This is a genomic window from Maribellus sp. YY47, from assembly GCF_023111095.1.
Classification (GTDB): domain Bacteria; phylum Bacteroidota; class Bacteroidia; order Bacteroidales; family Prolixibacteraceae; genus Draconibacterium.
This window is the reverse complement of record NZ_JALGYW010000007.1, coordinates 98,264-125,039: the sequence shown is the minus strand read 5'-3', so window position 1 is coordinate 125,039 and position 26,776 is coordinate 98,264. Positions and strand designations below refer to the sequence as shown.

The following is a 26,776-nucleotide window of genomic DNA, read 5'->3' as shown; positions in this document are numbered from 1 at the left end:
AGTATAATTTTTTTGCCGAAAATTAAGTTTTGCCTGGAATTTCACCTGCCTTTTTTAATGCACGGATAGCAGCCAGGGGGCCAAGTAACTCGTGGAAAATGGCGCTTCCCATGATCACCGCCAGAAGAGGATGGGCAATGTTTGAAAAAGCAGGATTTTTTGAGATCAGCAAGGCCAATCCGATAACAATTCCTCCTTGCGGAATCAGTCCGCCACTGGTGTATCTTCTTACTTTTTGAGGAGCGTGTGCCCACGAAGCGCCCAGTCGCGCACCGAAATACTTCCCGGTAATTCTCAGGAGCACAAAAATCAGAATGAGCAAGGTAGCATCGGGGATGGCAAACAGGTCGAGATGGAGGCCGGAGAGAATAAAGAAAAGCAACATAATCAATGCTTCGGTATAACGTTCCACAATTTTGAAAAGTAATTTGCTTTGTTTGTTGAAGTTGGTAATAAAGGCCCCCAAAGCCATGGCAGCAAGTATCTCATCCAGATTCAAAAATGAGGCTATTCCAAAAGTAAAAATGATGACGGCTGCGAGCAAAACAATCCACTGTCCTTCGTTCTCTATTTTTAGCATTTTGGATAAAAAGCCCGTCAGCCACCCGGTAATTCCTCCCGCCAAAACTGCGCCTGCTATTTTATAAAAAGCGTGTAAAACCGATGAACTGATGCTGGTGTCGTTGTTTCCGGCCACAATAGCAGCAACTGCCACCGAAATACTAAACAGCAATACCGCCATCGCATCGTCGAGAGCGGCAACTTCCATTATGGTGTCCGAAACCTGGCCTTTTGCTTTGTACTGGTGAATAACGGCAATGGTTGCAGAGGGATCTGTCGGACTGGCCAGCGGCGCTATCAGCAGTGCCAGAATAAGTATCCAGTGACTTTGCATCGAGAAAATGCCCGGGAACAGATAGCCGCTCAGGCTGATGAAAATCAGCACCAGGAAAAACGGTAAAAGGCTTTCGAGCAAAAGAATGCGATCAATACCTTTCCGTAATTTTTGATTTTATCCCATTTCAGTGTACCTCCCACTTCAAATGCAATAAACGCCAGGCTTACATCAATGAGCGGTTCGGTTTGAGGGAGTATGCTTTTGTCGAGAATGCCAAAAGAATAAGGGCTGAAGACGATTCCGGTGGCGATGTATCCGATAATTTTGGGCAATCCGATTTTTGACGCCAGGTACCCGAGAGAATAGCCTGCAATCAGTAGTAGCCCTATTACCAGAAGAACATTCATTCCATCTTTTTTCGTTCCAGATTCAGGTAAGAATAATTGAAATTATTTTTCTCATCAAAAAAGTCTTCCCGTTCGTTTTCGTGCCATTCGGCGTAGTCGATTTCCGGGAAATAAACATCGGCATCAAAAGACTGGTGTACCAGTGTAAGGTACAATTTTCCGGCCAGCGGATAAAATTGGCGGTAAACCATGCCGCCTCCAATCACAAAAGCTTCTTCCTCTCCCTTTACTTTTTCAATGGCTTCGTCGATCGAAAACACTACCTCGCAACCCGGAAATACATCGTCTTTTTTATCGGTGATTACAATATGACGGCGGTTGGGTAGCGGCCATTTGGGTAACGAAAGCAGGGTGTTACGTCCCATAATCAGGCTGTGCCTGGAAGTGATTGCCTTGAAACGTTTTAAATCGTTGGGCAAATGAAAAAGCAGGTCGTTGTTTTTGCCAATCGCAAAATTCTCGGCAACAGCAACTATAATGGAAATGTTTTTTTGAATCATTTTGGAAAAATTAAACGGCTACTACTCCTTTAATGTGTGGATGCGATTGGTAATTTACCAGTTCAAAATCTTCGTATTTAAAATCGAAAATGCTTTTGACATCCGGGTTGATTTTCATGCTTGGCAGGGGATACGGTTCGCGCGATAGCTGAAGCTTTACCTGCTCGATGTGGTTCGAATAAATGTGTGCATCGCCAAGAGTATGCACGAAATCTCCCGGTTTTAGTCCGGTTATTTGCGCCATCATCAGTGTGAGCAGCGCATACGAAGCGATATTAAACGGAACGCCCAGAAATACATCAGCGCTACGCTGGTAAAGCTGGCACGAAAGTTTTCCGTCGGCCACATAAAACTGGAAAAGGATGTGGCAGGGGGGCAGGTTCATTTTATCTAGTTCACCCACATTCCACGCACTAACCAGGTGTCTGCGCGAGTCGGGATTATTTTTGATCGAGTCGACCACCTGGCTGATCTGATCGATGTGTTTTCCATCGGGAGTCGGCCAGCTGCGCCACTGGTAGCCGTAAATATGGCCCAGGGTTCCATCATCGTCGGCCCATTCGTTCCAAATCCGAACGCCGTTGTCCTGCAAGTATTTTATATTGGTGTCGCCGGCAAGAAACCACAGCAATTCATAAATGATCGACTTCAGGTGCAGCTTTTTGGTAGTTACCATCGGGAATCCTTCACTCAGATCAAAACGCATTTGATGTCCAAACCGGCTGATTGTGCCGGTGCCTGTCCGGTCTTCCTTTTTTGTTCCCTCTTTCAAAATGGTTTCCAATAAATCCAAATACTGCCTCATAATCATTCATTTTCGTGAAATCCTTATTTATGGAGAGGATGTCACTGTAATTTTTGGTAAAAATAGAAATTCAAAAAATGGTGTTCCCCAAATGATGCATTTAAATATCCACAAATGTTTGGGTGTTGTTAATTGAACCGTTTAGTTTTTTTCTGTGGGATTGATTTTTACACCGCATTTTTTGCAGAAAACAGCATCGTCATCGTGGTGCGGCCAAAGGCATTGCGGACAAACCTGTGTGTTGTCGCGGTTCGATGGATTGATAATTTCGGCAGTAATAATGCCGGTAGGTACTGCAATAATTGCATAGCCCATAATCATAACAATGCTCGCCATAAATTGTCCGAACGGTGTTTGCGGACTGATGTCGCCATAGCCGACTGTGGTAAGTGTTACAATGGCCCAGTAAATTCCCCTTGGAATACTGGTGAATCCGTGCGCTTCGCCTTCAATCAAATACATAATGGTACCCACTACAATAACCAGCACCACCACAAAAAATATAAAAACGCTTATTTTTTCGCGGCTGGCCCAAATGGCCTGCGCCAGCGATCGCCCTGCCTGCGTGTAACGGCTTAGTTTCAGGATTCGGAAAACCCTGAGCATGCGTAATATCCGGATAACCACCAGACTGTGCGAGCCCACCAGGAATAACCCGATGTAGGTTGGGATGACCGACAGAAAATCGATAATGCCGTAGAAACTGAAAATATAACGGAAAGGTTTTCGGATAATGAGGATCCGAAGCAGGTATTCAAGGGTGAAAATACCGGTAATGACCCACTCTATAATGTGCAGAAGCGAGTAGTAATCCTGTCGGATAAATGGAACGCTTTCGAGCATGACCAATGCCACACTAAGCAGGATCACAAAAAGTAAGGCTACATCAAAAAGCTTTCCTGCAGGTGTATCTGCTTCAAAAATAATCTCGTAAAGTTTTTGTTTGGTTTTCCCCATGGCCTGCGCTTTGGGGTTTAAATATACAACATTTAGGGGAAGTGCAGGGGTTCAATAAAACAATCATGATTCCCGGGAATCTCCAACAGGAATGAAAGTGCGGATTGTTGACAGCATTTTATAAAGATTGCTGGATTACAAGGCGCATAGAACGATTGTGCCTTGATTCGCTTATTGATTGCGCCTTTGATTTTACTTACATATCACCCCGGGTTTCACCCGAGGTTAATCCTACTTTATCCCTTCGGGATATTGAGCAGAATTAGAAAGTTAAGACGAGTAAAACCGGACTGTGATGTTTGAACTCTTCCCTTTTTATGGCGCTGAAAGCGCTAAATGTGATTAACCCGGTGTGTAACGCCGGGATGAAATGACCGAAGGGAAATCGTCCGGAACAGGTAGTTGATCATAGATTGACAGTACTTCCGGACGAAAAATACCTGTCTTTCGTTGATCGGCTTTCAATAAAAAAGCCTTCCCGAATGACCGGAAAGGCTTGGAAATATAGCGATAGGTTTTGTTATAACACTGTATTTACATCGTGGTACGGAAGGTTGAAAGCTTCGGCAACCCCTTCGTAAACCACTTTGCCGTCAACTACATTCAGCCCTTTTCGCAAAGGTTCGCTGTCGATACAAGCCTGTTTCCATCCTTTTTGTGCAATCTGGATGGCATAGGGCAGAGTTGCATTGGTTAAGGCGATGGTTGAAGTACGCGGAACCGCACCCGGCATGTTGGCCACACAATAGTGAAGTACATGATCGACCACAAAAGTTGGTTCAGCATGTGTAGTGGCCATGGTGGTTTCGAAACATCCGCCCTGGTCAACTGCCACATCAACCAAAACCGTTCCCGGTTTCATGGTCGACAGCATGTCGCGGGTTACCAGATGAGGAGCTTTGGCTCCGGGAATAAGCACCGCGCCAATGATCAGGTCATTTTGTTTAACGGCTGCACGAATGTTGTATTCGTTGCTCATCATGGTTTTTACATTCGGTGGCATAATGTCGTCGAGGTAACGCAGGCGTGGCAGCGAAACATCCATAATGGTAACGTCAGCGCCCAGACCGGCAGCCATTTTTGCAGCTTCAGTACCTACAATTCCACCGCCGATGATCAGTACATTAGCCGGAGGAACACCGGGAACGCCGCCCAGCAATACGCCGTAACCGCCAAATGTTTTTTCGAGGTATTTGGCGCCTTCCTGTATTGACATGCGGCCGGCAACTTCACTCATGGGAATCAGCAAGGGAAGCGTACGGTTAGGTAATTCAACGGTTTCGTAAGCCAGGCAAACCGCACCACTTTTTAACATCGCGTCAGTTAACTGTTCGTTAGAGGCAAAATGAAAATAAGTATATAAGATCTGATCTTTTTTAATAAGCTTGTATTCTGATTCGATCGGCTCTTTTACTTTTATGATCATTTCGGCGATGCCGTAAACATCTTCAATTGTCGGAAGAATTTGCGCACCTGCCGCTACATAGTCTTCATCGGGAAAACCACTGCCTGAACCGCCACCGGCCTGAACATAAACCTGGTGGCCACGTTTTGTTAATTCAGCCGCACCTGCAGGAGTAAGGGCAATGCGGTTCTCGTTATTTTTAATTTCTTTTGGAACACCAATAATCATATCTGAAAGATTTAGTATTAATAGTATAATTTGCTATTCAAAAGTAGAAAGAGCAGGGTAACGAAAACATGATAAAACTTAATGAATTAATCGTTTATGGATGATTAAACATCCAGGGTCATAATATGTTGTTAATTTGGAAGTTAAATTATCAATAATATTCTAAAATGAAATTTTTTAATCGCGGTTATTTTCAGATTGATAAAATTATATTTGCTGACTTGTAAAAAAAATTAACATGCCGACAGTATCAGACAGGGGAAGGATAATGCCTGATTCACCCATCAGGAAATTAGCTCCATTGGCTCAGAAAGCCAGGGAAAGGGGGGTAAAAGTATATCATCTAAATATCGGACAACCCGATTTGCCTACTCCGAAAGAAGCGCTGGCGGCAATTCAGAACATCGACCGAAAAATACTTGAATATACACCCAGTGAAGGAATTTTTTCGTTCCGGCAAAAACTGGCGAAATACTACCATAAGTTTGACATTGATGTAAATACCGAGGACATCATCATTACTGCAGGGGGAAGTGAGGCCGTAACATTTGCTTTTATGAGTTGTCTCGATCCGGGAGATGAAATCATTGTTCCGGAACCAGCTTACGCCAACTACGAGGCTTTCGCTATTGTGGCCGGAGCAAAAATCCGTTCCATTGCAGCCACGATCGAAGAAGGTTTTTCGCTGCCACCGGTGGAAGAATTCGAAAAACTGATTACCCCAAAAACCAAGGGGATCATGATTTGCAACCCGAACAATCCAACCGGGTATCTGTATACGCAACAGGAAATGAATGAAATTCGTGACCTTGTTAAGAAGTACGATTTGTATCTTTTTTCGGATGAGGTTTATCGCGAGTTTTGTTACACCGGGGCTCCGTATATTTCAGCATTTCACCTCGAAGGTATTGAGCAAAACGTGGTGCTGATCGATTCGGTTTCGAAACGGTACAGCGAATGCGGACTAAGAATTGGTGCGCTGATCACCAAAAACGAAGCGGTTAAAAAGAATGTGATGAAGTTTTGTCAGGCCCGTTTGAGTCCGCCACTGATCGGGCAGATCGCTGCCGAAGCTTCTTTGGATGCTGATCCGGATTACATGCTCAACAATTACAACGAATATGTAAACCGCCGTAAGTTTCTGATCGATGGTCTTAACCGGATTGACGGTGTTTATTCTCCGATTCCGATGGGCGCCTTTTATACCGTGGCCCGTTTGCCCGTTGATAATTCAGACCGCTTCTGCGAATGGTTGCTGTCTGAATTTAGTTACGAAGGAGAAACGATCTTTTTGGCTCCGGCTTCCGGATTTTATACAGTTCCCGACAAAGGACAGGATGAGGTGAGGATTGCCTACGTACTGAAAAAGGAAGACCTGGCAAAAGCGCTTAAAATTTTACAGGAAGCCTTGAAAGTTTACCCGGGAAGCAAAATGCGGCGGGTTGAAATAAGCGAGGAAAGTTCAAAGTAGTGATATAAGATATTGGAAGATCCGGGAGCAGTGCTTACCGGATTTTTTATTGTTAGCCGCCCGGTATGGGGCATAACTCCAGGGTGTAGGTCCCGGATACGCCTTGATAGGGGGAAGTGTTAGCTTGAAACAAGGGTGTCCTCCGCGAGGTGGAATCTGAAGGAAGTCGGCGGCAAATTATCGGTCTGATGACCAGATCCAAGTATCTGAATTTTTTAATTCTTACTACTCTTGTCTCGTCACTCATTACTTACATCTCATGTCTTAATTCTTCTTTTGAATTTCATTCAATTTTAAACCTATGTACTTCCGGTGCATAGTGGTTTAGTTTCCTCCTACCCGATTAGCATTCTCAAACAAAATTCCAGGTGTCGGGATAAAAAGAGGAAAGCTATCTTGTATCAGAGAATGGCTCCCATCTGCCCGATAAGGTGGATCTTTTAACTGATGAGGGTTATCTTCTGGAAGATAATCTCTCTACCCCGCCCGATAGCCTTTCTCTGGTATAAGATGAAGATTATCTTGCATCAGAGAATGATGCTACCCCGCCCGATAGGGGTTATCTTATAGAAGAGGAGGGTTATCTTCTGGAAGATAATCTCTCTACCCCGCCCGATAGCCTTTCTCTGGTATAAGATGAAGATTATCTTGCATCAGAGAATGATGCTACCCCGCCCGATAGAAGTTATCTTATAAAAGAGGAGGGTTTTCTTACAACAGATAAGGACTTTACCCAATCAGCGAGCTTTTCTCTGGCATAAGATAGGGGCTGTCTGATGGCAGAATGGTTCTTGTCCAAATGCCGAAGTCTAACGATGCCCGGTTTCGGTCTGATATGTTGAATGCAGCCAACTTCAGCGAATCGGGTTATGGTTTTCGGCTTTATCCGTGATTTTGGCGAGTAAACAAACACGCCCAAAGGATGTGGCTTTTATAGAAGCTCAGTGGACCTGATTTACGGGTAAAAACACAATTATTATTCATTTCCGCATTGATCTGATTTTATACTGAAGTTCCGTAAGCGGAATTTAACGGCACACAGATAACGCAGATTTACGCAGAAAATGAATTCACCCATTGGGATGAAATGGAATTTGCGGTAATCGGCGTGAAATAAAAAGTATTCCGAAATTGACGGAAAAACAAAAGCCGGCTAAATAACCGGCTTCTGAGTATTGTATTGCTGAATTTCTTAATTCATATTTTTGATTCTGTCCATCGCTTCCAGCACATTTTCGCGGTCGGCAAAAGCTGAAAAACGGAAGTAGCCTTCGCCCGAAGGACCAAAGCCTGAACCGGGAGTTCCCACCACGTTGGCTTCCGTTAAAACCTTGTCAAAAAATTCCCACGATTTCATGCCGTTTTTGGTTTTTACCCAAATGTAAGGCGCATTTTCGCCGCCAAATACTTCGTAACCGGCATTCGCCAGGCTTTCTTTCATAATGCGCGCATTTTCCATGTAGTAGGCAATTACTTCGCTTACTTCTTTTTTCCCTTCTTCGGTGAAAATGGCGGCAGCCGCTTTTTGTACCGGGTATGAAACACCGTTGAATTTGGTCGACTGGCGACGGTTCCACAAGGGTTTCACCGGGTGAGCTTTACCACTTTTGTCGAAAGCTACCAAATCATCCGGGATTACCGTGAAGGCACAACGCGTTCCTGTGAATCCAGCTGTTTTCGAGAAACTGCGGAATTCGATGGCCACTTTCCTGGCGCCTTCAATCTCGTAAATCGAACGTGGAATGCTGTCGTCCTGAATAAAGGCTTCGTAGGCTGCATCGTAAAGGATGATCGCATTTTTTTCGATAGCATAATCCACCCACTTTTTCAGCTCTTCTTTCGATGCCACTGTTCCGGTTGGGTTATTCGGATAGCACAGGAAGATCAGGTCCGGAGTTTCGGTAGGAAGTTCCGGAATAAAACCATTGTCTTTGGTGCACGGCATGTAAACAATGTTTTCGTAGTAGCCGTTGGTCTGGCAGGTGCCGGTTTTGCCCGACATTACTGTAGTGTCGGCATACACCGGGTAAACCGGGTCGCAGATGGCTATTTTATTATCGTTTCCAAAAATTTCCTGGATGTTGCCGGTATCACATTTCGAGCCGTCGGAAATAAAAATTTCGCCGGCAGAAATATTAACACCTTTGTCCTGGTATGAATGTTTGGCAATGGCTTCACGCAAAAAAGCATAACCTTGTTCCGGGCCGTAACCTTTAAACGTTTCGCCTTTGGCCATTTCTTCCACGCCTTCGTGGAATGCTTTTACAACACTCGGCACCAAAGGTTGCGTTACATCGCCAATACCCATTTTGATCACTTTTTTATCGGGGTTGGCTGCAATAAAATCATTCACACGCCGCCCGATTTCGGGGAAGAGATAACCCGCCTGAAGCTTCAGGTAATTTTCATTAATTAATGCCATATCTATCTGTTTTTATTGAATTTCAATTGAAGCCGCTAAGATAAGAAATATAAGTGGCGACACCTTTCTTCGTGAACCGGGCTAATTCTTATTTAGATTTTTTTAATGAAAGTATGGGTAAGTTGTGGGTTAAAACCCGTAGTTGCTTTTGATTCAGTAACCCCAGGCTTAAGCCTGGGGTTATGGGATGCGGTAATGTTGGGCTTTAGCCCTTAAGATGAGTGACTTCATAAATTGACAGAAATTCCTAATTTTATGAAAAACAAAACGCACGATGGAATTCAAAAGTTATTCTCAAACACGACCTGATTTAAAAGAAAAGTTCTATCCAAAATTGGAATTAAGGAGTTGGGAAGATATTTCAGTTGAGGATAGATGGGATATTTTCAATCGATTGTTATTTCCTTTTTTTATGAAATATGATGCGTATTTGATTGGCATATTGAAAGAGTTTCAGATACATTATAAGCGAATGTCATTTGGGTATATCCCTGAAATGATCCAATTCAACTCAGATGTTGAAAGGATAGAGGAAGTATTGTATAGATTCTTCTGCCTTGAAAATGAGTTTTTCTTGTATGATTTTTTAAGCATTTATCTGCAAAAATATAATGCTTCGTGGCCATCTAAAATTGAAGTATTAAATTATTTGGATGATTTATTTGATCAGTATAGCATAAACATTATGATCCGCAACAATCAATTTGTCCCTCGACAATCGGAGAAAATTGTAGAAGAAATTTATGATCCCACGTTTAGGCTGCTGGATGATCCGACTTACGATGGTGTAAACAGTGAGTTAAATAAAGCATTTGAAAGTTTTCGGGGAAAAGATTACGAGGATGTGATAACAAAGTCGATCAATGCGGTTCAGGCTGCTTTGCAGATTTTGGTGGATGGAGAAGTCAATCAGAAAAAGAATATCAGCATTCTTTTAAAGGAGGCTAAGAGAAATAATTTGTTGTCGGATTATGAACTGACCAACTCCATTTACACAGATATCAATAGTTTTCTGGAGCGGGTAAGAAAAGACAAGGCCGGTGTTCATCCAACAAACGGCTCTGCCAGTCAGTCGGATGCTTTGTTTGTTTTAAATCTTACAATGGTGCTTTTGCAAAATATAATTTTGAATAACAACAAAAAGATTGTGGCTTAAAACCCATTGGTTGTAACTTTTCAGTAACCCCAGGCTTAAGCCTGGGCTATGGAACCATAATAATCCGGGCTTTAGCTCTTAACCCAAAGCATAAAAACGATGTCGTACGTAAGAAACTGGCTACACTGTGTTTGGAGTACAAAAGGAAGAGCTCCTGTGATTAATGCATCGAATAAGCGAGAAATCCTGAATCATATCCTGGAAAACGCAAAATCGAAAGGAATATATATTAGAGTTATAAATGGAGGAAAAGAGCACATCCATTGTTTGTTGTCGTTGAATCCGGATCAAAGTCTGGCAAAAGTGATTCAGTTAATAAAAGGAGAGTCTTCGTTCTGGATAAATAAAAATGGACTGATAAAAGGTAAATTCGAATGGGCGAGTGAATATTTTGCGGTGTCGGTCAGCGAGTCTCAGGTTAAAAAAGTTGAAGCATATATTTTAAATCAGGAAGAGCACCATCGGAAGAAAAGTTGGGATGAAGAGTATGCCGAATTTGTCAGGAATTATAACTTTGAAAGCAATTAAATTCTTACGATTATGCAAAATTTCTATATCAAATCACACGGATTAGGTAACGACTACATTGTACTTGACCAGGATACGATCACTTTTGAATTGACTAAAAAAGCCATTGTTCGGATTTGTGATGTGCACTTTGGAATTGGCTCCGACGGAATTTTGTTGAAAGTGCCGTCAGAAGTAGCTGATTTTGGCTTGCGCATTTTAAACCCCGATGGATCGGAAGCGGAAAAAAGCGGGAACGGCCTGCGGATTTTTTCGAAGTTTCTGTATGATCACGGGCATACCGCTGAAAAACGATTTAGCATTGAAACACCCGGCGGACTGGTTACTGCCGAGATTGTGGCAGAGCGCAACGGCAAAGCACATACGATTAAGGTGGATATGGGCAAAGCCATTTTTGAATCAGCGAAAGTTCCGGTGAACATTGAGGCTGCTGAATGTATCGACAAACCTTTGCATTTGCACGACAAGTCGTTTAAAATAAACTGTGTTTCGGTGGGAAACCCGCATTGTGTAATATTGGTTGATGAGTTGGATGAAGCAGAAGTAAAAAGCTATGGCTCTGACATTGAAAACCATCCGATGTTCCCGAACCGTATTAATGTGCAGTTTGCAAAGGTGATTTCGCCGACTGAAGTGGAAGCCATGATCTGGGAACGGGGCGCTGGCTGGACACTGGCTTCCGGAAGTTCGTCGTGTGCGGTGGCTGCAACCGTTATTAAACGCGGACTGACCGAAAGAAACCTGACCATCAAAATGCCGGGGGGAAATCTTCGCATTGAAATCGATGAGGATTGGGAAATCCGCATGACCGGTGAAGTGCGTGAGATTGCCTCGGGTGCACTCAATGCTGAACTGATCGAAGATTTGCGGTGAAAAAAGGTCTTGAATCATCGCCCTTTGAATTGATCGAAACAGAGGTGCGATAACATAGTAATACGAAAAAGCTGCAATTTTGTGGTGATTGTTTCAATCTCCCGAAATTCGTTTATCTTTGCGCTGATTTTTAGTAATTTATTTAGAATTCCTGAAAAGGAAGGATCACCTAAAATTGAAATAATGACACATAAAGCAGGCTTTGTGAACATTGTTGGAAATCCCAACGTAGGGAAATCCACGATCATGAACGCACTCGTTGGAGAAAAACTCTCCATTATCACCCAAAAAATGCAAACCACCCGCCACCGCATCAAAGGCATTGTTAGTGGCGATGAATTCCAGATCGTTTACTCGGATACACCCGGTATTCTGAAACCCAGTTACAAACTACAGGAATCGATGATGAAATTTGTTGATTCGGCGCTGATCGACGCGGATGTGATTTTGTTTGTAACCGATGTAAAGGAAAAGAGTGACAAGAATCCGGAGTACATTGAAAAGGTACGCAAGTCGAATATGCCGGTGATTGTATTGATCAACAAGATCGATTTGTCGAACCAGGAAGAAGTGCTAAAACTTTACGATTACTGGAGAGATGTTTTTCCGGGCGCGGATGTTTTTCCGATTTCGGCCCTCGAAAAATTTAACATTGCACCGATCTTCGACCGCATCCTGGAGTTGTTGCCCGAAAGTCCGCCATTCTTCCCAAAAGATGAACTGACCGACCGGAACGAACGCTTTTTTGTACAGGAAATTATCCGCGAAAAGATTTTGTTGAACTACCAAAAGGAAATTCCTTATTCGGTGGAAGTGGAAGTGGAAGAGTTCAAGGAAACGGAAAAACTGATCAATATAAGAGCAGTGATTTATGTTTCGCGCGACAGCCAGAAAGGAATCATTATCGGGCACCAGGGGAAAATGATTAAAAGAGTGGGCTCTGAAGCGCGTGCAGATGCAGAAGAGTTTTTCGATAAAAAAATATTCCTCGAATTGTATGTGAAAGTGGCCAGAGACTGGCGGGAAACAGACCGTCAGCTGAAGAAATTTGGTTACGACGCGTATTAATTCCAGCAGAGAGTATTTAGTAGTGAGTAATGAGAATTTCTTGTTAAGCAATGACAGGAAACACCGGACTTTGGTCCTTAAACAAAGAAGAAAGAAATGAGCAGCAAAATAGTAGCAATAGTAGGAAGACCTAACGTTGGGAAATCGACACTTTTTAACCGTTTGATTGAACAGCGTAAAGCCATCGTGGATGAAACGGCCGGTGTAACCCGCGACCGCAATTACGGGAAAAGCCAGTGGAACGGCGTGGAATTTTCGGTGATCGATACCGGAGGCTACGTGGTAAATTCGGATGATGTATTTGAAGCGGAGATCAACAAGCAGGTGCACCTGGCAATCGATGAGGCGGATGTGATAGTGTTTGTAGTTGATGTTGAATCCGGGATAACCGATCTTGATGATGCCGTCGCAAATATCCTTCGCAGAAGTAAAAAAGAAGTGGTGCTGGTAGTTAACAAAGTAGATAACAATCAGCGTATCATGGATGCACAGGAATTCTACGGCCTGGGCTTGGGAGAGATTTTCTGCATTTCTTCAATGACAGGTAGCGGTACCGGCGATATGCTTGACGTGCTGGTGGATAAACTTCCCAAAACATCGGACGTGGAAGAGGAGCACGAATTGCCTCACTTGTCGGTAGTGGGAAGGCCGAATGTAGGTAAATCGTCATTTATCAATGCCTTGATCGGGGAAAACCGCAACATTGTAACCGATGTGGCAGGTACCACCCGTGATTCCATTCATACGCGCTACAATAAATTTGGGCACGATTTTATGATCGTCGACACCGCCGGTTTGCGGAAGAAGGGAAAAGTGAACGAAGATCTTGAGTTTTATTCGGTGCTGCGCTCGGTTCGTACCATCGAAAGCTCGGATGTGTGTTTACTGATTCTTGATGCCACCCGTGGAGTGGAGGCGCAGGATGTGAATATTTTCAACCTGATCGTTCGCAATAAAAAAGGAGTTGTGGTGCTGGTAAACAAGTGGGATTTGATTGAAAAGGATACACATTCAACCAAAAAATTTGCAGAACAAATTCAGGAACGTTTTGCGCCGTTTACCGATGTGCCGATTATTTTCATTTCAGCACTTACCAAGCAGCGTGTGCACAAGGCGCTCGAAACTGCCATGGAAGTGTACGAAAACCGCAAGCAGCGTATTAAAACTTCGGAATTGAACGAAGTGTTGCTCGAAGCCATTGAAAATTACGGGCCACCCGCTGTAAAAGGTAAGTTTGTCAAAATTAAGTATTGTACGCAGTTGCCATCGCCAACGCCAACGTTTGCCTTGTTTGCCAACCTGCCGCAATACATTCGCGAGCCGTACAAACGTTATATCGAAAACCAGTTGCGCGATAACTTTAATTTTACCGGCGTGCCGATTCAGATCTTTTTCCGCCAGAAATAGAAATAGAATCTTCAAAAAAAGATACAAAGCTCCATTTGAACAATGCGTTTCGGATGGAGTTTTTTGTTAATAGGCATTAACAGTCAATTTGGACTAACTTGTTTAAATAGTATCTTTAAGAAAACATTCTTGCAATGGCACGATTTTTAAAAGACCGCTCAAAGGCAAAAGGAATGGTACCGGGATCGCTGGTGCTGATCGGAAAACAAAAGATGGAAAAAACCGTCATTCAGTACATGCAGATTGATACTGAAACCCTGGTGGAAGAAGAAGTGAGCAGCACCCGCGAAGCTTTGGACAAAATAAATCCGGAAGCTGTTAACTGGATCAATATATATGGGATACACGACCTGGACATGATTCAAACCCTGGGTTCTGAGTTTGAACTTCCGGCGCTTTTGCTCGAAGATATTCTGAACACCGACCAGCAGCCCAAATACGATAACGGAGAGACCTACGATGCTTTTATCATGAAAATGATGCACCAGGTTGAGAATTCGAACAGGATTCATGCCGAGCAAATCACCATTATTCTTCGGAAAGACTGTATTATTACCTTGCAGGAGCGGAGGGGAGATGTGTTTACCCCCGTGCGCGAACGGATTCGTAAAAACAAAGGCCGGATTCGCAGCCACGGGAATGATTACCTCGCGTATGCGCTGATGGATACAATCGTTGATAATTATACGATTCTGATTGAAAACATCGGAACAAAGGTGGAAGATCTCGAAGACCGCTTGTTCAGGCAGATGGATACAAAAATTGTAGAAGAGATCTATCAGTTTAAAACGGAGTTGAATTACCTGCGTAAATCAATTCGGCCGGTCCGCGATTTTCTGGTGCTTCTTAATCGTACCGAAGATTCCTATATTCAGGAGAAGAATCAAAAATTTCTGGCCGACCTGTACGAACTGGCGGTGCAGTGCACCGATGCCATCGAGCTTTACAACAGCTTGGTTTCGGATCAGCTCAATATTTACAATTCCAACATGAGCAACAAGATGAACGAAGTAATGAAAACACTTACCATCTTTGCATCCATTTTTATCCCCCTGACTTTTGTTGCCGGCATTTATGGGATGAATTTCAGGTACATGCCCGAGCTCGATTACAAATATTCCTATCCAATCTTATGGGGTATTATTTTATTGCTGGCAGGTGGTTTGCTCTATTATTTCAAACGAAAAAAGTGGTTGTAACCGGTCGTTTTAAGCCTGCATTCTTCCTTTAAAATTATGTTTGAAAAGGGTGGAGTGTTTCAGAAAATATTTATCAATTTTGTAGAGCCTGACGTTTGTGTGTCGGGTATCTAATTGTCTGAAAATAAAAAATCGAAGTTATGTACATCGTCCATGTTTTTGTTCATGTGAAAAGAGATTACGTTGAGGATTTTATAGAGGCAACCGTCGAAAATGCGAAGAACAGTCTTCAGGAGCCGGGAGTTGCCCTATTCGATATTGTGCAACAACAAGATGACCTCACTCGTTTTGTGCTCGTGGAAGTTTACCGTCATTACGAAGACCCGGCCAAGCATAAAAACACGGAACACTATCAGCGTTGGCGCGAAAAGGTTTCAGACATGATGGCCGAACCACGTACTTCGACAGTATTTTATAATGTTTTTCCGGAAGACGAAAGCTGGGGTTAATCTATACGATCTCAATAGTTGGGTCTCCGGGAGTAAAGTTTTGATATGTCATTCACTTATTCATTTGCAACGGCATCGCAGGTTATATTCGGGAACCATGTCGTAAACAAGGTGCCGGATCTGATTTCGGAATATGGGAAAAGTGTGTTGATCGTAACCGGAAAAAACCGGGAACGGGCCTCTGCTTTGGTTGGAAAACTGGCACCCGGAACCGAAGTTGATTTTTTTTCAGTAGAATCGGAACCGACTACGCACATGATAAGTGCCGGGATTGAGCTGGCACGCAACAGGAAATGCGATGTGGTGCTGGCCTTGGGCGGCGGAAGTGTGGTTGATGCAGGGAAAGCGATTGCGGTCATGGCCACCAATCCCGGAGATTTGCTGGATTACCTGGAAGTAATTGGGAACGGGAAAACACTTAGCCAGAAATCATTGCCCTGTATTGCGATTCCGACCACATCGGGAACCGGCGCCGAAGTCACCAAAAATTCGGTCATCAAATCTCCTGAAAATAACGTAAAGGTGAGTCTGCGAAGTAATTCGATGTATCCCGCGGTTGCGTTGGTCGATCCAACGCTGACGTACTCCATGTCGCCGGCACTAACGGCAAGCACCGGGATCGACGCATTTACGCACCTGATGGAAACTTTTGTTTCGAACCAGGCCAATCCTTTTAACGATATGATTTGCCGGGAAGGAATGCAACGGATTGCACGATCCTTGCAGGTGGCTTTCGAAAATGGAAACGATGAGGCTGCCAGAGCCGACATGTCGATGGCCAGTTTGCTCGGAGGGATGGCGCTGGCCAATGTAAAGCTGGGTGCTGTTCATGGTTTTGCCGGGCCCATGGGCGGTTTGTATCCCATTCCCCACGGAACGGTTTGTGCCAGTTTGATGGACGCAGTGATTGAAACCAATATCGAAGCCTTAAAAGAGAAAGGACAAAGCATTTCGAAATACGATGAACTGGCCGAAATACTTACCGGCAGTGAACTGGCCAAAGCAGAAGATGCCGTGATTTGGGCCCAAAATCTTGTTGAAGCATTAAACATCCCTTCGCTGGCAGCTTTCGGACTTACCCCAGATGATTTCCCCGGACTGGTGCAAAAAGCAAAAGTTGCCAGTAGCATGAAAGGGAATCCGGTGGAATTAAGCGACGAACAACTGACCCGGATCCTTGAGAAATCACTTTAATTTAAAGCTTCTGTCTTTCTAACCGGTAAGGAAGAAAGCCCGTGGAATAATTTTTGCAGAATAAAGGTTATCTTTGTAACAAATACTACGATAATGATTGGCAATTTTTTTCATACGCCCGGAACAAAGAAGTTTGGCATCACTCCCCGTTTCTGGAATCCTGACAAGGACGCCCGGGAGGAACGCGAACGCAGAATAAAAGACGAATTGGGGATAGTGGATGAAAAAACGAATGACGGGAGACCTTACCGTCCGAATATAAAGGGGCAATTCCGCACTCAGGGTGGCCTTTCACGTTCTACAGAAAGTGCGCGCAGGTCCCAGAACCGACGGTTGATTTGGATCTTTCTGGTCCTGGCGTTGGTGTTATACCTGTTCTTTTATTCAGATCTTTTAGGCTAATCAAATTGTCATAGTACTCATTTTTAATCGAATAAAAATCTTACTTTGAGCGATATCATCCAGTTATTACCTGATGCGGTTGCCAACCAGATAGCTGCTGGTGAGGTTATTCAACGTCCGGCATCAGTGGTGAAAGAATTGGTAGAAAATGCCCTCGACGCCGGAGCCACCGAAATTACCATCAACATAAAAGATGCAGGTAAAACGCTGATTCAGATCAGTGATAACGGTTGTGGAATGTCGCCCACCGATGCCCGCATGGCTTTTGAGCGGCATGCTACCTCGAAAATCAAAAGTGCCAACGATCTCTTTTGTATCCGTACCATGGGATTCAGGGGGGAAGCCCTGGCTTCGATCGCAGCCATTGCCGATGTGGAGCTACGCACCAAAAGAGTGGAAGATGAATTGGGGACGTTTATCCATATTATCGGGTCCGAAGTAAAAACACAGGAACCTGCCGGGGTAAACAACGGAACAAATTTTCTGATCAAGAACCTGTTTTACAATGTTCCTGCCCGCCGGAAATTTCTGAAAGCCAATTCAACCGAGTTAAAACACATCATATGGGAAGTTCAGCGGGTAGCGCTGCCCAATCCCGAAATTCGCTTTTCGCTGATTCACAACGGAACGCCGGTGTACGAACTTCCGGCAGCCAATTACCGCAAACGCATTGTGGATGTTTTTGGGAAAAGCCTTGCACAAAGTTTGGTGAATGTTGACGAAGATACCAGCATCGTAAAGATCTTTGGATTTATCGGGCAGCCCAAATTCGCACGAAAAACAATGGGAGAACAGTTCTTCTTTGTTAACGGAAGATTTATGCGACACCCGTATTTCCATAAAGCCTTAATGCAGGCGTACGAACAGTTGTTGCCACCCGATTCATTTCCTTCGTATTTTTTGTTTCTGGAACTGGATCCGGGAAGCATTGATATCAACGTACATCCTACAAAAACGGAGATCAAATTTGAAAACGAGCGCGATATCTGGCCAATTATTCATGCCGCTGTGCGCGAGTCGCTCGGAAAACACAATGTTGTTCCTTCGATCGATTTTGACCAAAGCGGGAGCATCGATATTCCGGTACCCAAACGCAGTGCCGAGGGAATTCGCTTTCCGGATATAAAAATCAATCCCGATTACAACCCGTTTGATACTGATAAACAACACTCAGAAGGAAGTTACACCCCTTCTTCAACTACTTCTTTTCGCGAGAAAAAGAACCTCGGGAACTGGGAGGATTTGTACCAGGGGGTTCAGTTAAAAATAAAATCCGAACAAGAGCCGGTTTCGGTAAGGCAGTCTGTCGATTTTTCGGAAGCCCGGGCAGAGCATTTTTCAGGGAAGAAAGTACTTCAGCTGAAGCAGCGTTATATTCTTACTCCTGTAAAATCGGGATTAATGGTGATTGATCAGCGGCGTGCCCACGAACGGATTTTATTCGAACAATTTCTGGAGGTGCTGAGATCGGACTCGGTGGCGAGCCAGCAGCAACTTTTTCCGCAAACCATTGATTTGAACCCCGCTGATGCGGCAGTACTGAGATCGATACTCGACGACTTGCTTTCGCTGGGTTTTGATATCCGGGAATTTGGGAAAGACACTTTTGTGATTAACGGAACACCCGGTGTATTGGATGTCACTTCACCGGAACTGATCGTGGAGAAATTGCTGGAAGAATACAAAAACTCGCCAGTTGATGCGCGTACCAAGGCAAAGGAGCAGATTGCCCTTTCGCTGGCAAAAGCTTCGGCCTTAAACTATGGAGTTGATCTGAAACAGGAAGAAGTGGATCATTTGATCGATAACCTGTTTGCCTGTTCCACTCCAAATTTTACCCCCGACGGAAAGAAAGTACTGACCATCATTCCGATTGACGACATCGAAAAAAGTTTTTTAAGATGACAGATTGTCTTTATTTTCAAGGAATTTAAAAATGGAACGGCTATTGTAAACTTCCAGCCTGAAATGAATGTTTAGTTTTTTATAATAAAAAAATCGGTAGTTCTTGAGACGGTTCTTTTCCGACTTCTGACTTCCGGCTTCTAACTTTTGGAATATGAATTACAGACCAGCGCTCAATATGCCTCCAGTGGTAAAAAACCTGATTCTGGCAAACGTCGTCTTCTTTTTGGCAACAGTGGTGCTTCAACAAAGCGGAACTGACCTGACACGAATTTTAGGTTTATATTTTCCGGCTTCTGACCATTTTCAGCTGTTTCAGATATTCACCCATATGTTTATGCATGGTAGCATCGGGCATATTTTCTTTAATATGTTTGCCTTGTATATGTTTGGCCGGGTGTTGGAAAGTGTTTGGGGGCCCAAGCGTTTTCTAACCTTTTATCTCGTAACCGGACTGGGAGCAGCAGCCCTGCATACCTTTGTGTTGTTTTTGGAATACAAATCGTTGATCGGAAAAATTGCGCCCGAACAATTGGACTACTTTAAAGAGTTGGCCATGCAGGGTAAGTATATCCCAAATACTTTATCTGAAAAACTGACGATGTTTTTGAATACTCCAACTATTGGTGCCTCTGGTGCTGTTTTTGGTATTCTGCTTGGGTTTGGTATGTTGTTTCCTAATACTGAATTGATGTTGTTGTTTCCGCCTATTCCAATCAAAGCAAAATATTTTGTGGCCGGCTACGGTATATTGGAATTGATTTTTGGGATTTCCGGAATCCAGGGGAGTGTGGCTCATTTTGCGCACCTAGGAGGGATGTTGTTCGGGTATTTCATGATCCGGCACTGGAACAAGAATTCAAGGCATTTCTATTAATTGAAAGGATAAAGTGGATATCTGGAGCGATATAAAACGAACATTTAAAGAAGGTTCAGTACTCACCCGGCTGATCTATATTAATATCGGGGTTTTTCTGGTGCTGAAATTGATCGGTGTTGTTTTCTACCTGGCAGGTCAGCCGTTTTCGCTGGTCAACTGGTTGGCCGTACCTTCTGCAACCAATGAGCTGTTGCATCGCCCGTGGACGGTTGTAAGCTACATGTTTTTGCACGCAGGTTTTCTTCACCTGATCTTTAATATTCTGGGACTGTACTGGTTTGGGAAGTTGTTTCTCTATCATTTTGAAGGAAGTAAATTACTGAGTGTGTATTTGCTTGGAGGCTTGATGGGGGCAGCGTTTTATATTTTAGCTTATAATTTGTTCCCGGCCTTCGATTCCGTTTATGGATTGCTGTTGGGAGCCTCTGCTTCCATTTTTGCAGTGCTGGTCGCCGTTTCGGTTTACGACCCCAACCGCGAGATTTACCTGTTTTTTATCGGAAAATTCTCATTGAAATACGTAGCAGCTTTTTATGTGTTATTGTCAGTAATTGATATTTCAACGACTAATCCGGGAGGAAATATTGCTCATTTGGGAGGCGCTTTCTGGGGATGGTTTTATATTTATCAGTTACGTCGCGGTAAAGACTGGGGCTCGGGGTTAGTCGATTTCATCGATCGTATGGCAGCGTTTTTTGACGGTACATTCAAACCTAAAAGCCGGATGAAAGTCACTTACAAACAACCACCCCGTGACGATCATGAGTACGCTCACCAGCAACATCAAAAGCAAGAGGAAATCAATCGTATTCTGGATAAAATTGGCAAGTCGGGTTACGAAAGTCTAACAAAAGAAGAAAAGGAATTGCTATTTAAACAAGGGAAGAAGTAGCCCTTTAATGCTTTTCTGCTTTCAATTTCCGGATCTTCCAAAAATGCTTTTTTTACTTTTATTATCATCGCTCTGTTGTGTGTGTGCCTCGTAAATGCTGGCATTCAGCTCAAACCCGATTAGCAGAATCAGCGACATCAGGTACATCAGAAGAAGAATAATCAGCAGGGTGCCAATCGATCCGTACAGCGCGTTGTACTGGCTGAAATTGTTGATGTAATAGGTGAATCCGATTAATCCGACAATACTTAAGACAGTGGTTAAGGTTCCTCCTGCCGATATAAACCGCCATTTTATTTTTTTGGCCGGCGCCATATAGTATAAAAAAGAGTAGGCAAAAAAGAACAGTGCCACCGTAATAACCCATTTACTTATGGTGAGAAAAAACACCAGGAAGTCATCGCGGATAATGTTGATGCGGTCGAGGTAATTAATTAATTGCTGTCCTCCGGTTAGCAATGCTATTGCGATGGTAAGTAGAACGGATAGAACAATCAGCATGTAAATGGCCGTAATTCGCTGGCTCCACCACGACCTTCCCTGTATGCTGTGGATGGTGGCATCAAACGCACTCATCATGCCCGCCAGACCGTTGGTTGCGAAAAACAAAGCAGCAAAAAAGTTGATTGAAAGTCGGTCACTCCTCGGTATCGTGATGATTTCGATCAACGTATCTTCAATGGTTGAAAAGGTGCTCGATGGAACCATCTGTTTGATAAACAGAAACAGTTCGTCCTGAAAATTGGGAATCTTAATATACGGGATGAGGGTGAACAAGAAAATTATAAATGGGAAAAGCGCTACAAAAAAAGAAAATGCAATGGCTGACGCACGGGTGGTTATAGAGCCATCAACGATGCTTCTCCAAAAAAACACGGCGACATCGTAAAGGGGAACACCGTCAAATAAAGGAAATGAGATCTTTTTTGCGCGTTCAACAATTTTCTCTCCTAACTTTTTTAAGCGACCAAAAGTTTGGTTTGTTCCCATATATTGCTGGGATTATTGTTTCTCAATTCTTAATTGGTGAATATATTCTTTAGCGCCTGTTTTTTTCAAAAGAAAATTAACCCTAAAGTTTCCCTTCGTGGTTTGTAATTTTCCAATCACAAACTTTGGATCTTCTTTTTCGCTATTGTGAATAACGGTAAAAGCACTTTTTTCGATGGGAGGAAAGCTTTTGAAAAAACTGGCGACGATTTGTTCTGCCTGCGCTTTGCTGTAAACATTGTCGTTATCCAACACCACCAGTTCAACATCCTGATTAAAAAAGCCGGATAAAAGTTTAGAGTCGCCGGTGTCAAAACTTTTTATGATATCTTTTGGAACCTGGGCTGAAGCATGAAATGCCATCAGGCTTAAAAATAAAATGGCAACAATTGATATTTTTTTTGATAACTGCATTTTGTTCTAATTTTTATATTGCATTCGCGTTGCATTTATACAAAAACTATGCAAAACAGGATTATACCCTTATTTTTACTGTAAATTTATAAAATTATATGTCAACTGGGAGGTGAAATAAAGGAGTTAATGCATAATAATCGTTTAATTCAATGCAAAACTGGCACTTACATTCCCTGAAAAAATGATAAAATGAAGATTACCCTGTTGGTTATTGGTAAAACAGATACCGCTTATTTACGCGAAGGAATTGATATTTATACAAAACGGCTGAAGCACTATATTTCTTTTGAAATGGAAGTAATACCGGACGTGAAGAAAGCCAAAAACATGACGGTTGATCTTCAAAAACAAAAGGAAGGAGAGCTTATTTTGTCTCGTCTGGCGCCCGGTAAAGAATTACATTTATTTGATGAGGGCGGGAAAGCATTTTCTTCAAAAGGTTTTGCTCAGTTTCTGGAACAGAAGATGATAAGCAGTGTAAAGGAGCTCGTATTTGTGATTGGAGGACCTTATGGCTTCTCGGAAGAGGTGTACGAAAAAGCAACATCAAAAATTTCTTTATCAAAACTTACCTTTTCGCATCAAATGGTGCGACTTTTGTGTGTGGAGCAGATTTACAGGGCATTTACCATTTTAAAAGGCGAACCATATCACCACGATTAAAAAATGCGGAAACTGAATAAATATACCTATCTCTTTGTCGCAATCCTTATTTTAATTACTGCTGCGGTTCTTGAAAACGGTTTGCTGAAGCGGCATCCCGAAACTGCGCTTATTCAGGATTTTCAAGACAAACTGATTGACAACGAAAAAGAACTGAAATCGCGCGTTCACGAATTGGGCGGAAAACTGGCAACAGAGGATTTCGAAGTGGTTGTGGATGAGTTTTTTCAGCAAAAGGAAACCAATATACTGGAAACCGGATTTGGTTTTTTGGTTTACCAGGACTCAGATCTGGTTTTTTGGTCCGATCGTTCCATTGCTTTTTACGACACGCCCGATTCGTTAATGAACAAAAAGGCAGGGTTTGCCAGGTTGCCCAACGGATATTATCTGCTTGATACGATGATCGTGAACGATTTCCGGATTTACGGTCTGCAGTTGATAAAAAACCACTACACTTTCGAGAATAAATACCTGCAAAATAATTTCTATTCTGATTATAAGATCCCAAACGATTATATCATCGAAGCGAAAAGATACGACGATGCTTATGTTTTGTACGATGCCGAGGGTAATTTTCTGTTCTCGTTGTGGCCCTACGGGAAGTATCTTTGTACGACCAAACAGTTGTATCTTCCCGGATTTATTTATTTGTTGGGATTAATCGTATTGCTTTTTTATTTCAGGCGCGAATTTATTGCCGCCAAAGCTCCTTTTGCATTGAAACTGACCGGTCTGGGCGGTGCACTTTTCATTGTTTACTGGATACACCTGTTGTTTCGGGTTCCCAAGGTATTTTATCACCTCAAGTTTTTTGGACCCGATTTTTTTGCCATCAACTACTGGCTGCCGTCTTTGGGCGACTATTTTTTGCTGTCTGTATTTTTCCTTTTCTGGGTTTACAATTTTGCGATCGACCTGCGCCTGAAAGAACTTAAAAAAAATACTCCGCTACCCGAAAAATGGATCATCGGGTTGTTATTATTGTTCGCCGGAACACTTTTTTTAATGGTGCACTACCTGATTGGCGAACTCATTAATAACTCCACCATATCGTTTGCCCTGAATAAAATAACCGGGATATCGTTTCAGAGTGTATTGGGAATATTTTCGATGGGGCTGTTGCTGCTCGGAATTATTTATTTGATCATTCGTATCGCAGATGAGGCTAAAGGAGTATTGAGGTTAAAGCAAGTCTTTCTGTATGCGCTTCTGATTGCTTTGTTTCTGGCGGGTGTTCAGTGGATAGCCATCGGGCAGATTTACTATTATGTGCTTGTTTTGTTTGTTGCAGGTACCATGCTGGCTTGTTTGCTGAGTGAACGATACCTCGAAACGTTTACCCTGAGTTATCTGATCGTATTTGTATCGCTGGTTTCGGTGTATTCGCTTATGGTGATTAATCAGACCATCAGTGAAAAAGAGAAGGGGCAACAAAAATGGCTGGCCATAAAACTGGTGAACGAACGCGACCCTGCGGCAGAGGTTTTTCTGGCTGAGATACAATCCCGTTTGGAAAGCGACCCCGCGATTCAGAGTCTCCTGCTGCAACGCGAGGATGTGGCTGAATACATCGAAAAATCATATTTCAACACCTATTTCCGAAAGTACCTCCTCAATATTTATGTCTGCGATAGCATTCAGCAACTGATTATTCAACCGGACGATGAACCTGCCCCGTGCTCAAGTTTTATGGATAATTTAATTGCCAGCCAGGGCATACAAATACCCGGTACCCATTTTTACTTTATGAATAATATGAACGGACGGGTATCGTATACCGGACGTTTTACTTACGATTTGAAGCGAAAAGGCGGATTGGTGGACATTTTTATCGACCTGGATTCGGATTTGTTGTTTGAGGGCATCGGATTCCCGGAGTTGCTGATTGATAAATCAATTGTACTCTCAGATGTTTACCGGAAGTTCTCGTATGCAAAATATTACGGAGGCGAGTTGACCGACAAATTTGGCGACTACAACTACAACTACTACGGGCACGTTTACCTGACTTCTGACGAAGAGTTTTCTTTTATTCGTCAGGATAAATACGAGCATCTTGTTTATCATTCCCGCGAAAATAATTATGTGGTTGTAACCCGCGAATTGCTGACTTTTATCGACTACCTGATTGCATTTCCGTATTTGTTTGTGTTCTATTTCCTGCTCTTGCTGATTATTTTGGTGATTGGGAACAGTACGCTGCGCGAACGCCGTTTTTCGTTCAACCTGAAATTTAAAATACAGGCGGCCATTATTTCCATTGTATTTGTTTCGTTGCTGGTGGTGGCGCTGGTCACTATTTTTTATAACGTAAAACAATTTAAATCGAAGCACAGCGAGGATCTTGATGAGAAAATGAAATCGATCTCCGAAGAGATTGATATGCGCTTGACCAATCAGCGTACCATTACTCCCGAAATAGCCGTGATGCTTCAGGGCGAGCTGATAAAATTGTCGAATATCTTTCGGACCGACATTAATATTTATGGAACAAACGGGCGGCTGATCGCTTCTTCGCGTAGCGAAATCTTTGATAAGGAATTGGTGTCTCCCCGGATAAATTCGCGGGCTTATTACGAAGTATTCTATAATTTCAAGATTAACTATTTCCAGCCCGAGAACATTGGCTCGCTTTCTTATTTGTCGGCATACAGGCCTCTTTTAAATGACTGGAATGATTACCTGGGATTCATAAACCTGCCTTATTTTATAAAACAAGATTCTTACAGCCAGGAAATTTCCACTTACATTGTTGCCTTTATCAATTTGTATGTATTGCTGTTTTTGGCCAGTATTATCGCGGCAGTGTTCATTGCCAACCAAATTACACGCCCCTTGGTGCTGATTCAGGAAAATCTTCAGAAAATGCAGTTGGGGAAACGTAACGAGCCGATTCAGTACAGCCGTCAGGATGAGATTGGAAGGCTGGTAAAAGAATACAACAAAAAAGTAGAAGAACTGGCCATGAGTGCCGAGTTGCTGGCACAGTCGGAGCGTGAGTCGGCATGGCGCGAGATGGCCAAGCAAATCGCGCATGAAATCAAGAATCCGCTTACCCCGATGAAACTGAATATTCAGTATTTACAGCGATCAAAAGGGAAAGACGAAGATTACAACAAACATCTCGAACGGGTTACAAATATTCTGATCGAACAAATCGATAATCTCTCCAATATTGCCACCGAGTTCTCGAACTTTGCCAAAATACCCACAGCAAGCAACCAGGTATTTAAATTGGCAGAACAACTACAAAAAACGATCGATCTTTACGAAACCTATAACCAGGCCGAAATTGTTTTTCATGCCAACGGATGCGAAAATTTAGAGGTGAATGCGGATAAAGAGCAGTTGTCGCGGGCAATTATTAACCTCATCCGCAATGCGATCCAGTCGATTCCCGACGATCGGAAAGGTAAAATAAGCCTGGATCTTACTCAGCAAGACGACATTGCGGTGATTGCAGTTACAGATAACGGCTCGGGAATTCCGGTCGAACTTCGGCATAAACTTTTTACCCCAAGTTTTACGACCAAAACGAGCGGAATGGGCCTGGGATTGGCCATTGTGAAAAATATAGTAGAGAATTTCTCCGGGAAGATCTGGTTTGAAACCGAAATTCAAAAAGGAACAACTTTTTTTATCGAGATGCCTGTTTATCAAAACAATTCGGAAATTCACCTCAGAAGAACAAACATATAAATTAGAAGCAGCAAGAAT

24 protein-coding genes are annotated in these 26,776 nt (G+C 43.1%); 15 read left to right on the top strand and 9 right to left on the bottom strand.

Features of this window, described 5'->3' with window-relative positions; translation table 11 throughout:
- Positions 1-22 precede the first annotated feature (22 nt).
- The 6 genes from MR764_RS07495 to ald all read right to left on the bottom strand — a co-directional run bounded on the left by MR764_RS07495 (position 23) and on the right by ald (position 5,140).
- Positions 23-976, bottom strand: a complete 954-nt coding sequence (locus MR764_RS07495; RefSeq protein WP_247978787.1) for a cation:proton antiporter — start codon at positions 974-976, stop codon at positions 23-25.
- Positions 940-1,245: a cation:proton antiporter gene (locus tag MR764_RS07490; protein ID WP_247978786.1), complete on the bottom strand. Its 306-nt coding sequence runs from the start codon at positions 1,243-1,245 to the stop codon at positions 940-942. The genes MR764_RS07495 and MR764_RS07490 overlap by 37 nt, the downstream gene beginning before the upstream one ends.
- The gene (locus MR764_RS07485; protein ID WP_247978785.1) at positions 1,242-1,745 is read right to left on the bottom strand and encodes a dihydrofolate reductase; all 504 of its coding nucleotides are present in this window, start codon (positions 1,743-1,745) and stop codon (positions 1,242-1,244) included. Before MR764_RS07485 ends, MR764_RS07490 begins: the two co-directional genes overlap by 4 nt.
- 10 nt (positions 1,746-1,755) lie before the next feature.
- Positions 1,756-2,550 (bottom strand): thymidylate synthase, encoded by a 795-nt coding sequence (locus tag MR764_RS07480; RefSeq protein ID WP_247978784.1) that lies wholly within the window; start codon positions 2,548-2,550, stop codon positions 1,756-1,758.
- Positions 2,551-2,691: 141 nt separating this feature from the next.
- Positions 2,692-3,507 carry an ion transporter gene (locus tag MR764_RS07475; protein ID WP_247978783.1) on the bottom strand — a complete coding sequence of 272 codons (816 nt, stop codon included), beginning with the start codon at positions 3,505-3,507 and terminating at the stop codon, positions 2,692-2,694.
- 520 nt (positions 3,508-4,027) lie between these two features.
- Positions 4,028-5,140 (bottom strand): alanine dehydrogenase, encoded by a 1,113-nt coding sequence (gene ald, locus MR764_RS07470; RefSeq protein ID WP_247978782.1) that lies wholly within the window; start codon positions 5,138-5,140, stop codon positions 4,028-4,030.
- Between the two features lie 238 nt (positions 5,141-5,378).
- Between ald and MR764_RS07465 the strand changes: the two genes are divergently transcribed.
- Positions 5,379-6,611: a pyridoxal phosphate-dependent aminotransferase gene (locus tag MR764_RS07465; protein ID WP_247978781.1), complete on the top strand. Its 1,233-nt coding sequence runs from the start codon at positions 5,379-5,381 to the stop codon at positions 6,609-6,611.
- A 1,192-nt stretch (positions 6,612-7,803) separates the two neighbouring features.
- Here the strand turns inward: MR764_RS07465 and MR764_RS07460 are convergent.
- Complete coding sequence (locus MR764_RS07460; protein ID WP_247978780.1) at positions 7,804-9,033, bottom strand: LL-diaminopimelate aminotransferase; 1,230 nt, start codon at positions 9,031-9,033, stop codon at positions 7,804-7,806.
- Positions 9,034-9,607: 574 nt separating this feature from the next.
- Between MR764_RS07460 and MR764_RS07455 the strand changes: the two genes are divergently transcribed.
- The 12 genes from MR764_RS07455 (at position 9,608) to MR764_RS07400 (ending at position 20,986) form a co-directional block, all read left to right on the top strand.
- Positions 9,608-10,189 carry a hypothetical protein gene (locus MR764_RS07455; protein WP_247978779.1) on the top strand — a complete coding sequence of 194 codons (582 nt, stop codon included), beginning with the start codon at positions 9,608-9,610 and terminating at the stop codon, positions 10,187-10,189.
- 99 nt (positions 10,190-10,288) lie between these two features.
- Positions 10,289-10,717 carry an IS200/IS605 family transposase gene (gene tnpA / locus MR764_RS07450; protein WP_247978778.1) on the top strand — a complete coding sequence of 143 codons (429 nt, stop codon included), beginning with the start codon at positions 10,289-10,291 and terminating at the stop codon, positions 10,715-10,717.
- Positions 10,718-10,729: 12 nt separating this feature from the next.
- Positions 10,730-11,590, top strand: a complete 861-nt coding sequence (gene dapF / locus MR764_RS07445; RefSeq protein ID WP_247978777.1) for a diaminopimelate epimerase — start codon at positions 10,730-10,732, stop codon at positions 11,588-11,590.
- A 183-nt stretch (positions 11,591-11,773) separates the two neighbouring features.
- On the top strand, positions 11,774-12,658 hold the full coding sequence (gene era, locus MR764_RS07440) for a GTPase Era (RefSeq protein WP_247978776.1): 885 nt from the start codon (positions 11,774-11,776) through the stop codon (positions 12,656-12,658).
- 96 nt (positions 12,659-12,754) lie between these two features.
- On the top strand, positions 12,755-14,065 hold the full coding sequence (gene der / locus MR764_RS07435) for a ribosome biogenesis GTPase Der (RefSeq protein WP_247978775.1): 1,311 nt from the start codon (positions 12,755-12,757) through the stop codon (positions 14,063-14,065).
- Between the two features lie 134 nt (positions 14,066-14,199).
- On the top strand, positions 14,200-15,264 hold the full coding sequence (gene corA, locus MR764_RS07430; RefSeq protein ID WP_247978774.1) for a magnesium/cobalt transporter CorA: 1,065 nt from the start codon (positions 14,200-14,202) through the stop codon (positions 15,262-15,264).
- Between the two features lie 140 nt (positions 15,265-15,404).
- Positions 15,405-15,713 (top strand): putative quinol monooxygenase, encoded by a 309-nt coding sequence (locus MR764_RS07425; RefSeq protein ID WP_247978773.1) that lies wholly within the window; start codon positions 15,405-15,407, stop codon positions 15,711-15,713.
- Between the two features lie 45 nt (positions 15,714-15,758).
- Entirely contained in the window at positions 15,759-16,907 is a 1,149-nt protein-coding gene (locus tag MR764_RS07420; protein ID WP_247978772.1) for an iron-containing alcohol dehydrogenase, read from the top strand.
- Positions 16,908-17,000: 93 nt separating this feature from the next.
- Positions 17,001-17,309 (top strand): hypothetical protein, encoded by a 309-nt coding sequence (locus MR764_RS07415; RefSeq protein ID WP_247978771.1) that lies wholly within the window; start codon positions 17,001-17,003, stop codon positions 17,307-17,309.
- A gap of 45 nt (positions 17,310-17,354) precedes the next feature.
- Positions 17,355-19,214: a DNA mismatch repair endonuclease MutL gene (mutL, locus tag MR764_RS07410; protein ID WP_247978770.1), complete on the top strand. Its 1,860-nt coding sequence runs from the start codon at positions 17,355-17,357 to the stop codon at positions 19,212-19,214.
- A 154-nt stretch (positions 19,215-19,368) separates the two neighbouring features.
- Positions 19,369-20,091, top strand: coding sequence for a rhomboid family intramembrane serine protease (locus MR764_RS07405; RefSeq protein ID WP_247978769.1), 723 nt, complete (start codon positions 19,369-19,371; stop codon positions 20,089-20,091).
- 13 nt (positions 20,092-20,104) lie between these two features.
- Complete coding sequence (locus MR764_RS07400) at positions 20,105-20,986, top strand: rhomboid family intramembrane serine protease (RefSeq protein ID WP_247978768.1); 882 nt, start codon at positions 20,105-20,107, stop codon at positions 20,984-20,986.
- 21 nt (positions 20,987-21,007) lie between these two features.
- Here MR764_RS07400 and MR764_RS07395 read toward each other — a convergent pair whose 3' ends face one another.
- Positions 21,008-21,976 (bottom strand): YihY/virulence factor BrkB family protein, encoded by a 969-nt coding sequence (locus MR764_RS07395; protein WP_247978767.1) that lies wholly within the window; start codon positions 21,974-21,976, stop codon positions 21,008-21,010.
- 12 nt (positions 21,977-21,988) lie between these two features.
- Positions 21,989-22,390 (bottom strand): DUF4783 domain-containing protein, encoded by a 402-nt coding sequence (locus MR764_RS07390; protein WP_247978766.1) that lies wholly within the window; start codon positions 22,388-22,390, stop codon positions 21,989-21,991.
- A 192-nt stretch (positions 22,391-22,582) separates the two neighbouring features.
- Here MR764_RS07390 and rlmH point away from each other — a divergent pair, with 192 nt between their 5' ends.
- Positions 22,583-23,056, top strand: coding sequence for a 23S rRNA (pseudouridine(1915)-N(3))-methyltransferase RlmH (gene rlmH / locus MR764_RS07385; protein WP_247978765.1), 474 nt, complete (start codon positions 22,583-22,585; stop codon positions 23,054-23,056).
- Positions 23,057-23,059: 3 nt separating this feature from the next.
- Complete coding sequence (locus tag MR764_RS07380; protein ID WP_247978764.1) at positions 23,060-26,758, top strand: HAMP domain-containing sensor histidine kinase; 3,699 nt, start codon at positions 23,060-23,062, stop codon at positions 26,756-26,758.
- Positions 26,759-26,776: the final 18 nt, after the last annotated feature.

Bases quoted from the DNA above. Each gene is read 5' to 3' on its own strand.
- MR764_RS07490 (WP_247978786.1), bottom strand. From the start codon at position 1,245: ATGAATGTTCTTCTGGTAATAGGGCTACTACTGATTGCAGGCTATTCT.
- MR764_RS07485 (WP_247978785.1), bottom strand. From the start codon at position 1,745: ATGATTCAAAAAAACATTTCCATTATAGTTGCTGTTGCCGAGAATTTT.
- MR764_RS07480 (WP_247978784.1), bottom strand. From the start codon at position 2,550: ATGAGGCAGTATTTGGATTTATTGGAAACCATTTTGAAAGAGGGAACA.
- MR764_RS07475 (WP_247978783.1), bottom strand. From the start codon at position 3,507: ATGGGGAAAACCAAACAAAAACTTTACGAGATTATTTTTGAAGCAGAT.
- ald (WP_247978782.1), bottom strand. From the start codon at position 5,140: ATGATTATTGGTGTTCCAAAAGAAATTAAAAATAACGAGAACCGCATT.
- MR764_RS07465 (WP_247978781.1), top strand. From the start codon at position 5,379: ATGCCGACAGTATCAGACAGGGGAAGGATAATGCCTGATTCACCCATC.
- MR764_RS07460 (WP_247978780.1), bottom strand. From the start codon at position 9,033: ATGGCATTAATTAATGAAAATTACCTGAAGCTTCAGGCGGGTTATCTC.
- tnpA (WP_247978778.1), top strand. From the start codon at position 10,289: ATGTCGTACGTAAGAAACTGGCTACACTGTGTTTGGAGTACAAAAGGA.
- dapF (WP_247978777.1), top strand. From the start codon at position 10,730: ATGCAAAATTTCTATATCAAATCACACGGATTAGGTAACGACTACATT.
- era (WP_247978776.1), top strand. From the start codon at position 11,774: ATGACACATAAAGCAGGCTTTGTGAACATTGTTGGAAATCCCAACGTA.
- der (WP_247978775.1), top strand. From the start codon at position 12,755: ATGAGCAGCAAAATAGTAGCAATAGTAGGAAGACCTAACGTTGGGAAA.
- corA (WP_247978774.1), top strand. From the start codon at position 14,200: ATGGCACGATTTTTAAAAGACCGCTCAAAGGCAAAAGGAATGGTACCG.
- MR764_RS07425 (WP_247978773.1), top strand. From the start codon at position 15,405: ATGTACATCGTCCATGTTTTTGTTCATGTGAAAAGAGATTACGTTGAG.
- MR764_RS07420 (WP_247978772.1), top strand. From the start codon at position 15,759: ATGTCATTCACTTATTCATTTGCAACGGCATCGCAGGTTATATTCGGG.
- MR764_RS07415 (WP_247978771.1), top strand. From the start codon at position 17,001: ATGATTGGCAATTTTTTTCATACGCCCGGAACAAAGAAGTTTGGCATC.
- MR764_RS07405 (WP_247978769.1), top strand. From the start codon at position 19,369: ATGAATTACAGACCAGCGCTCAATATGCCTCCAGTGGTAAAAAACCTG.
- MR764_RS07395 (WP_247978767.1), bottom strand. From the start codon at position 21,976: ATGGGAACAAACCAAACTTTTGGTCGCTTAAAAAAGTTAGGAGAGAAA.
- MR764_RS07390 (WP_247978766.1), bottom strand. From the start codon at position 22,390: ATGCAGTTATCAAAAAAAATATCAATTGTTGCCATTTTATTTTTAAGC.
- rlmH (WP_247978765.1), top strand. From the start codon at position 22,583: ATGAAGATTACCCTGTTGGTTATTGGTAAAACAGATACCGCTTATTTA.
- MR764_RS07380 (WP_247978764.1), top strand. From the start codon at position 23,060: ATGCGGAAACTGAATAAATATACCTATCTCTTTGTCGCAATCCTTATT.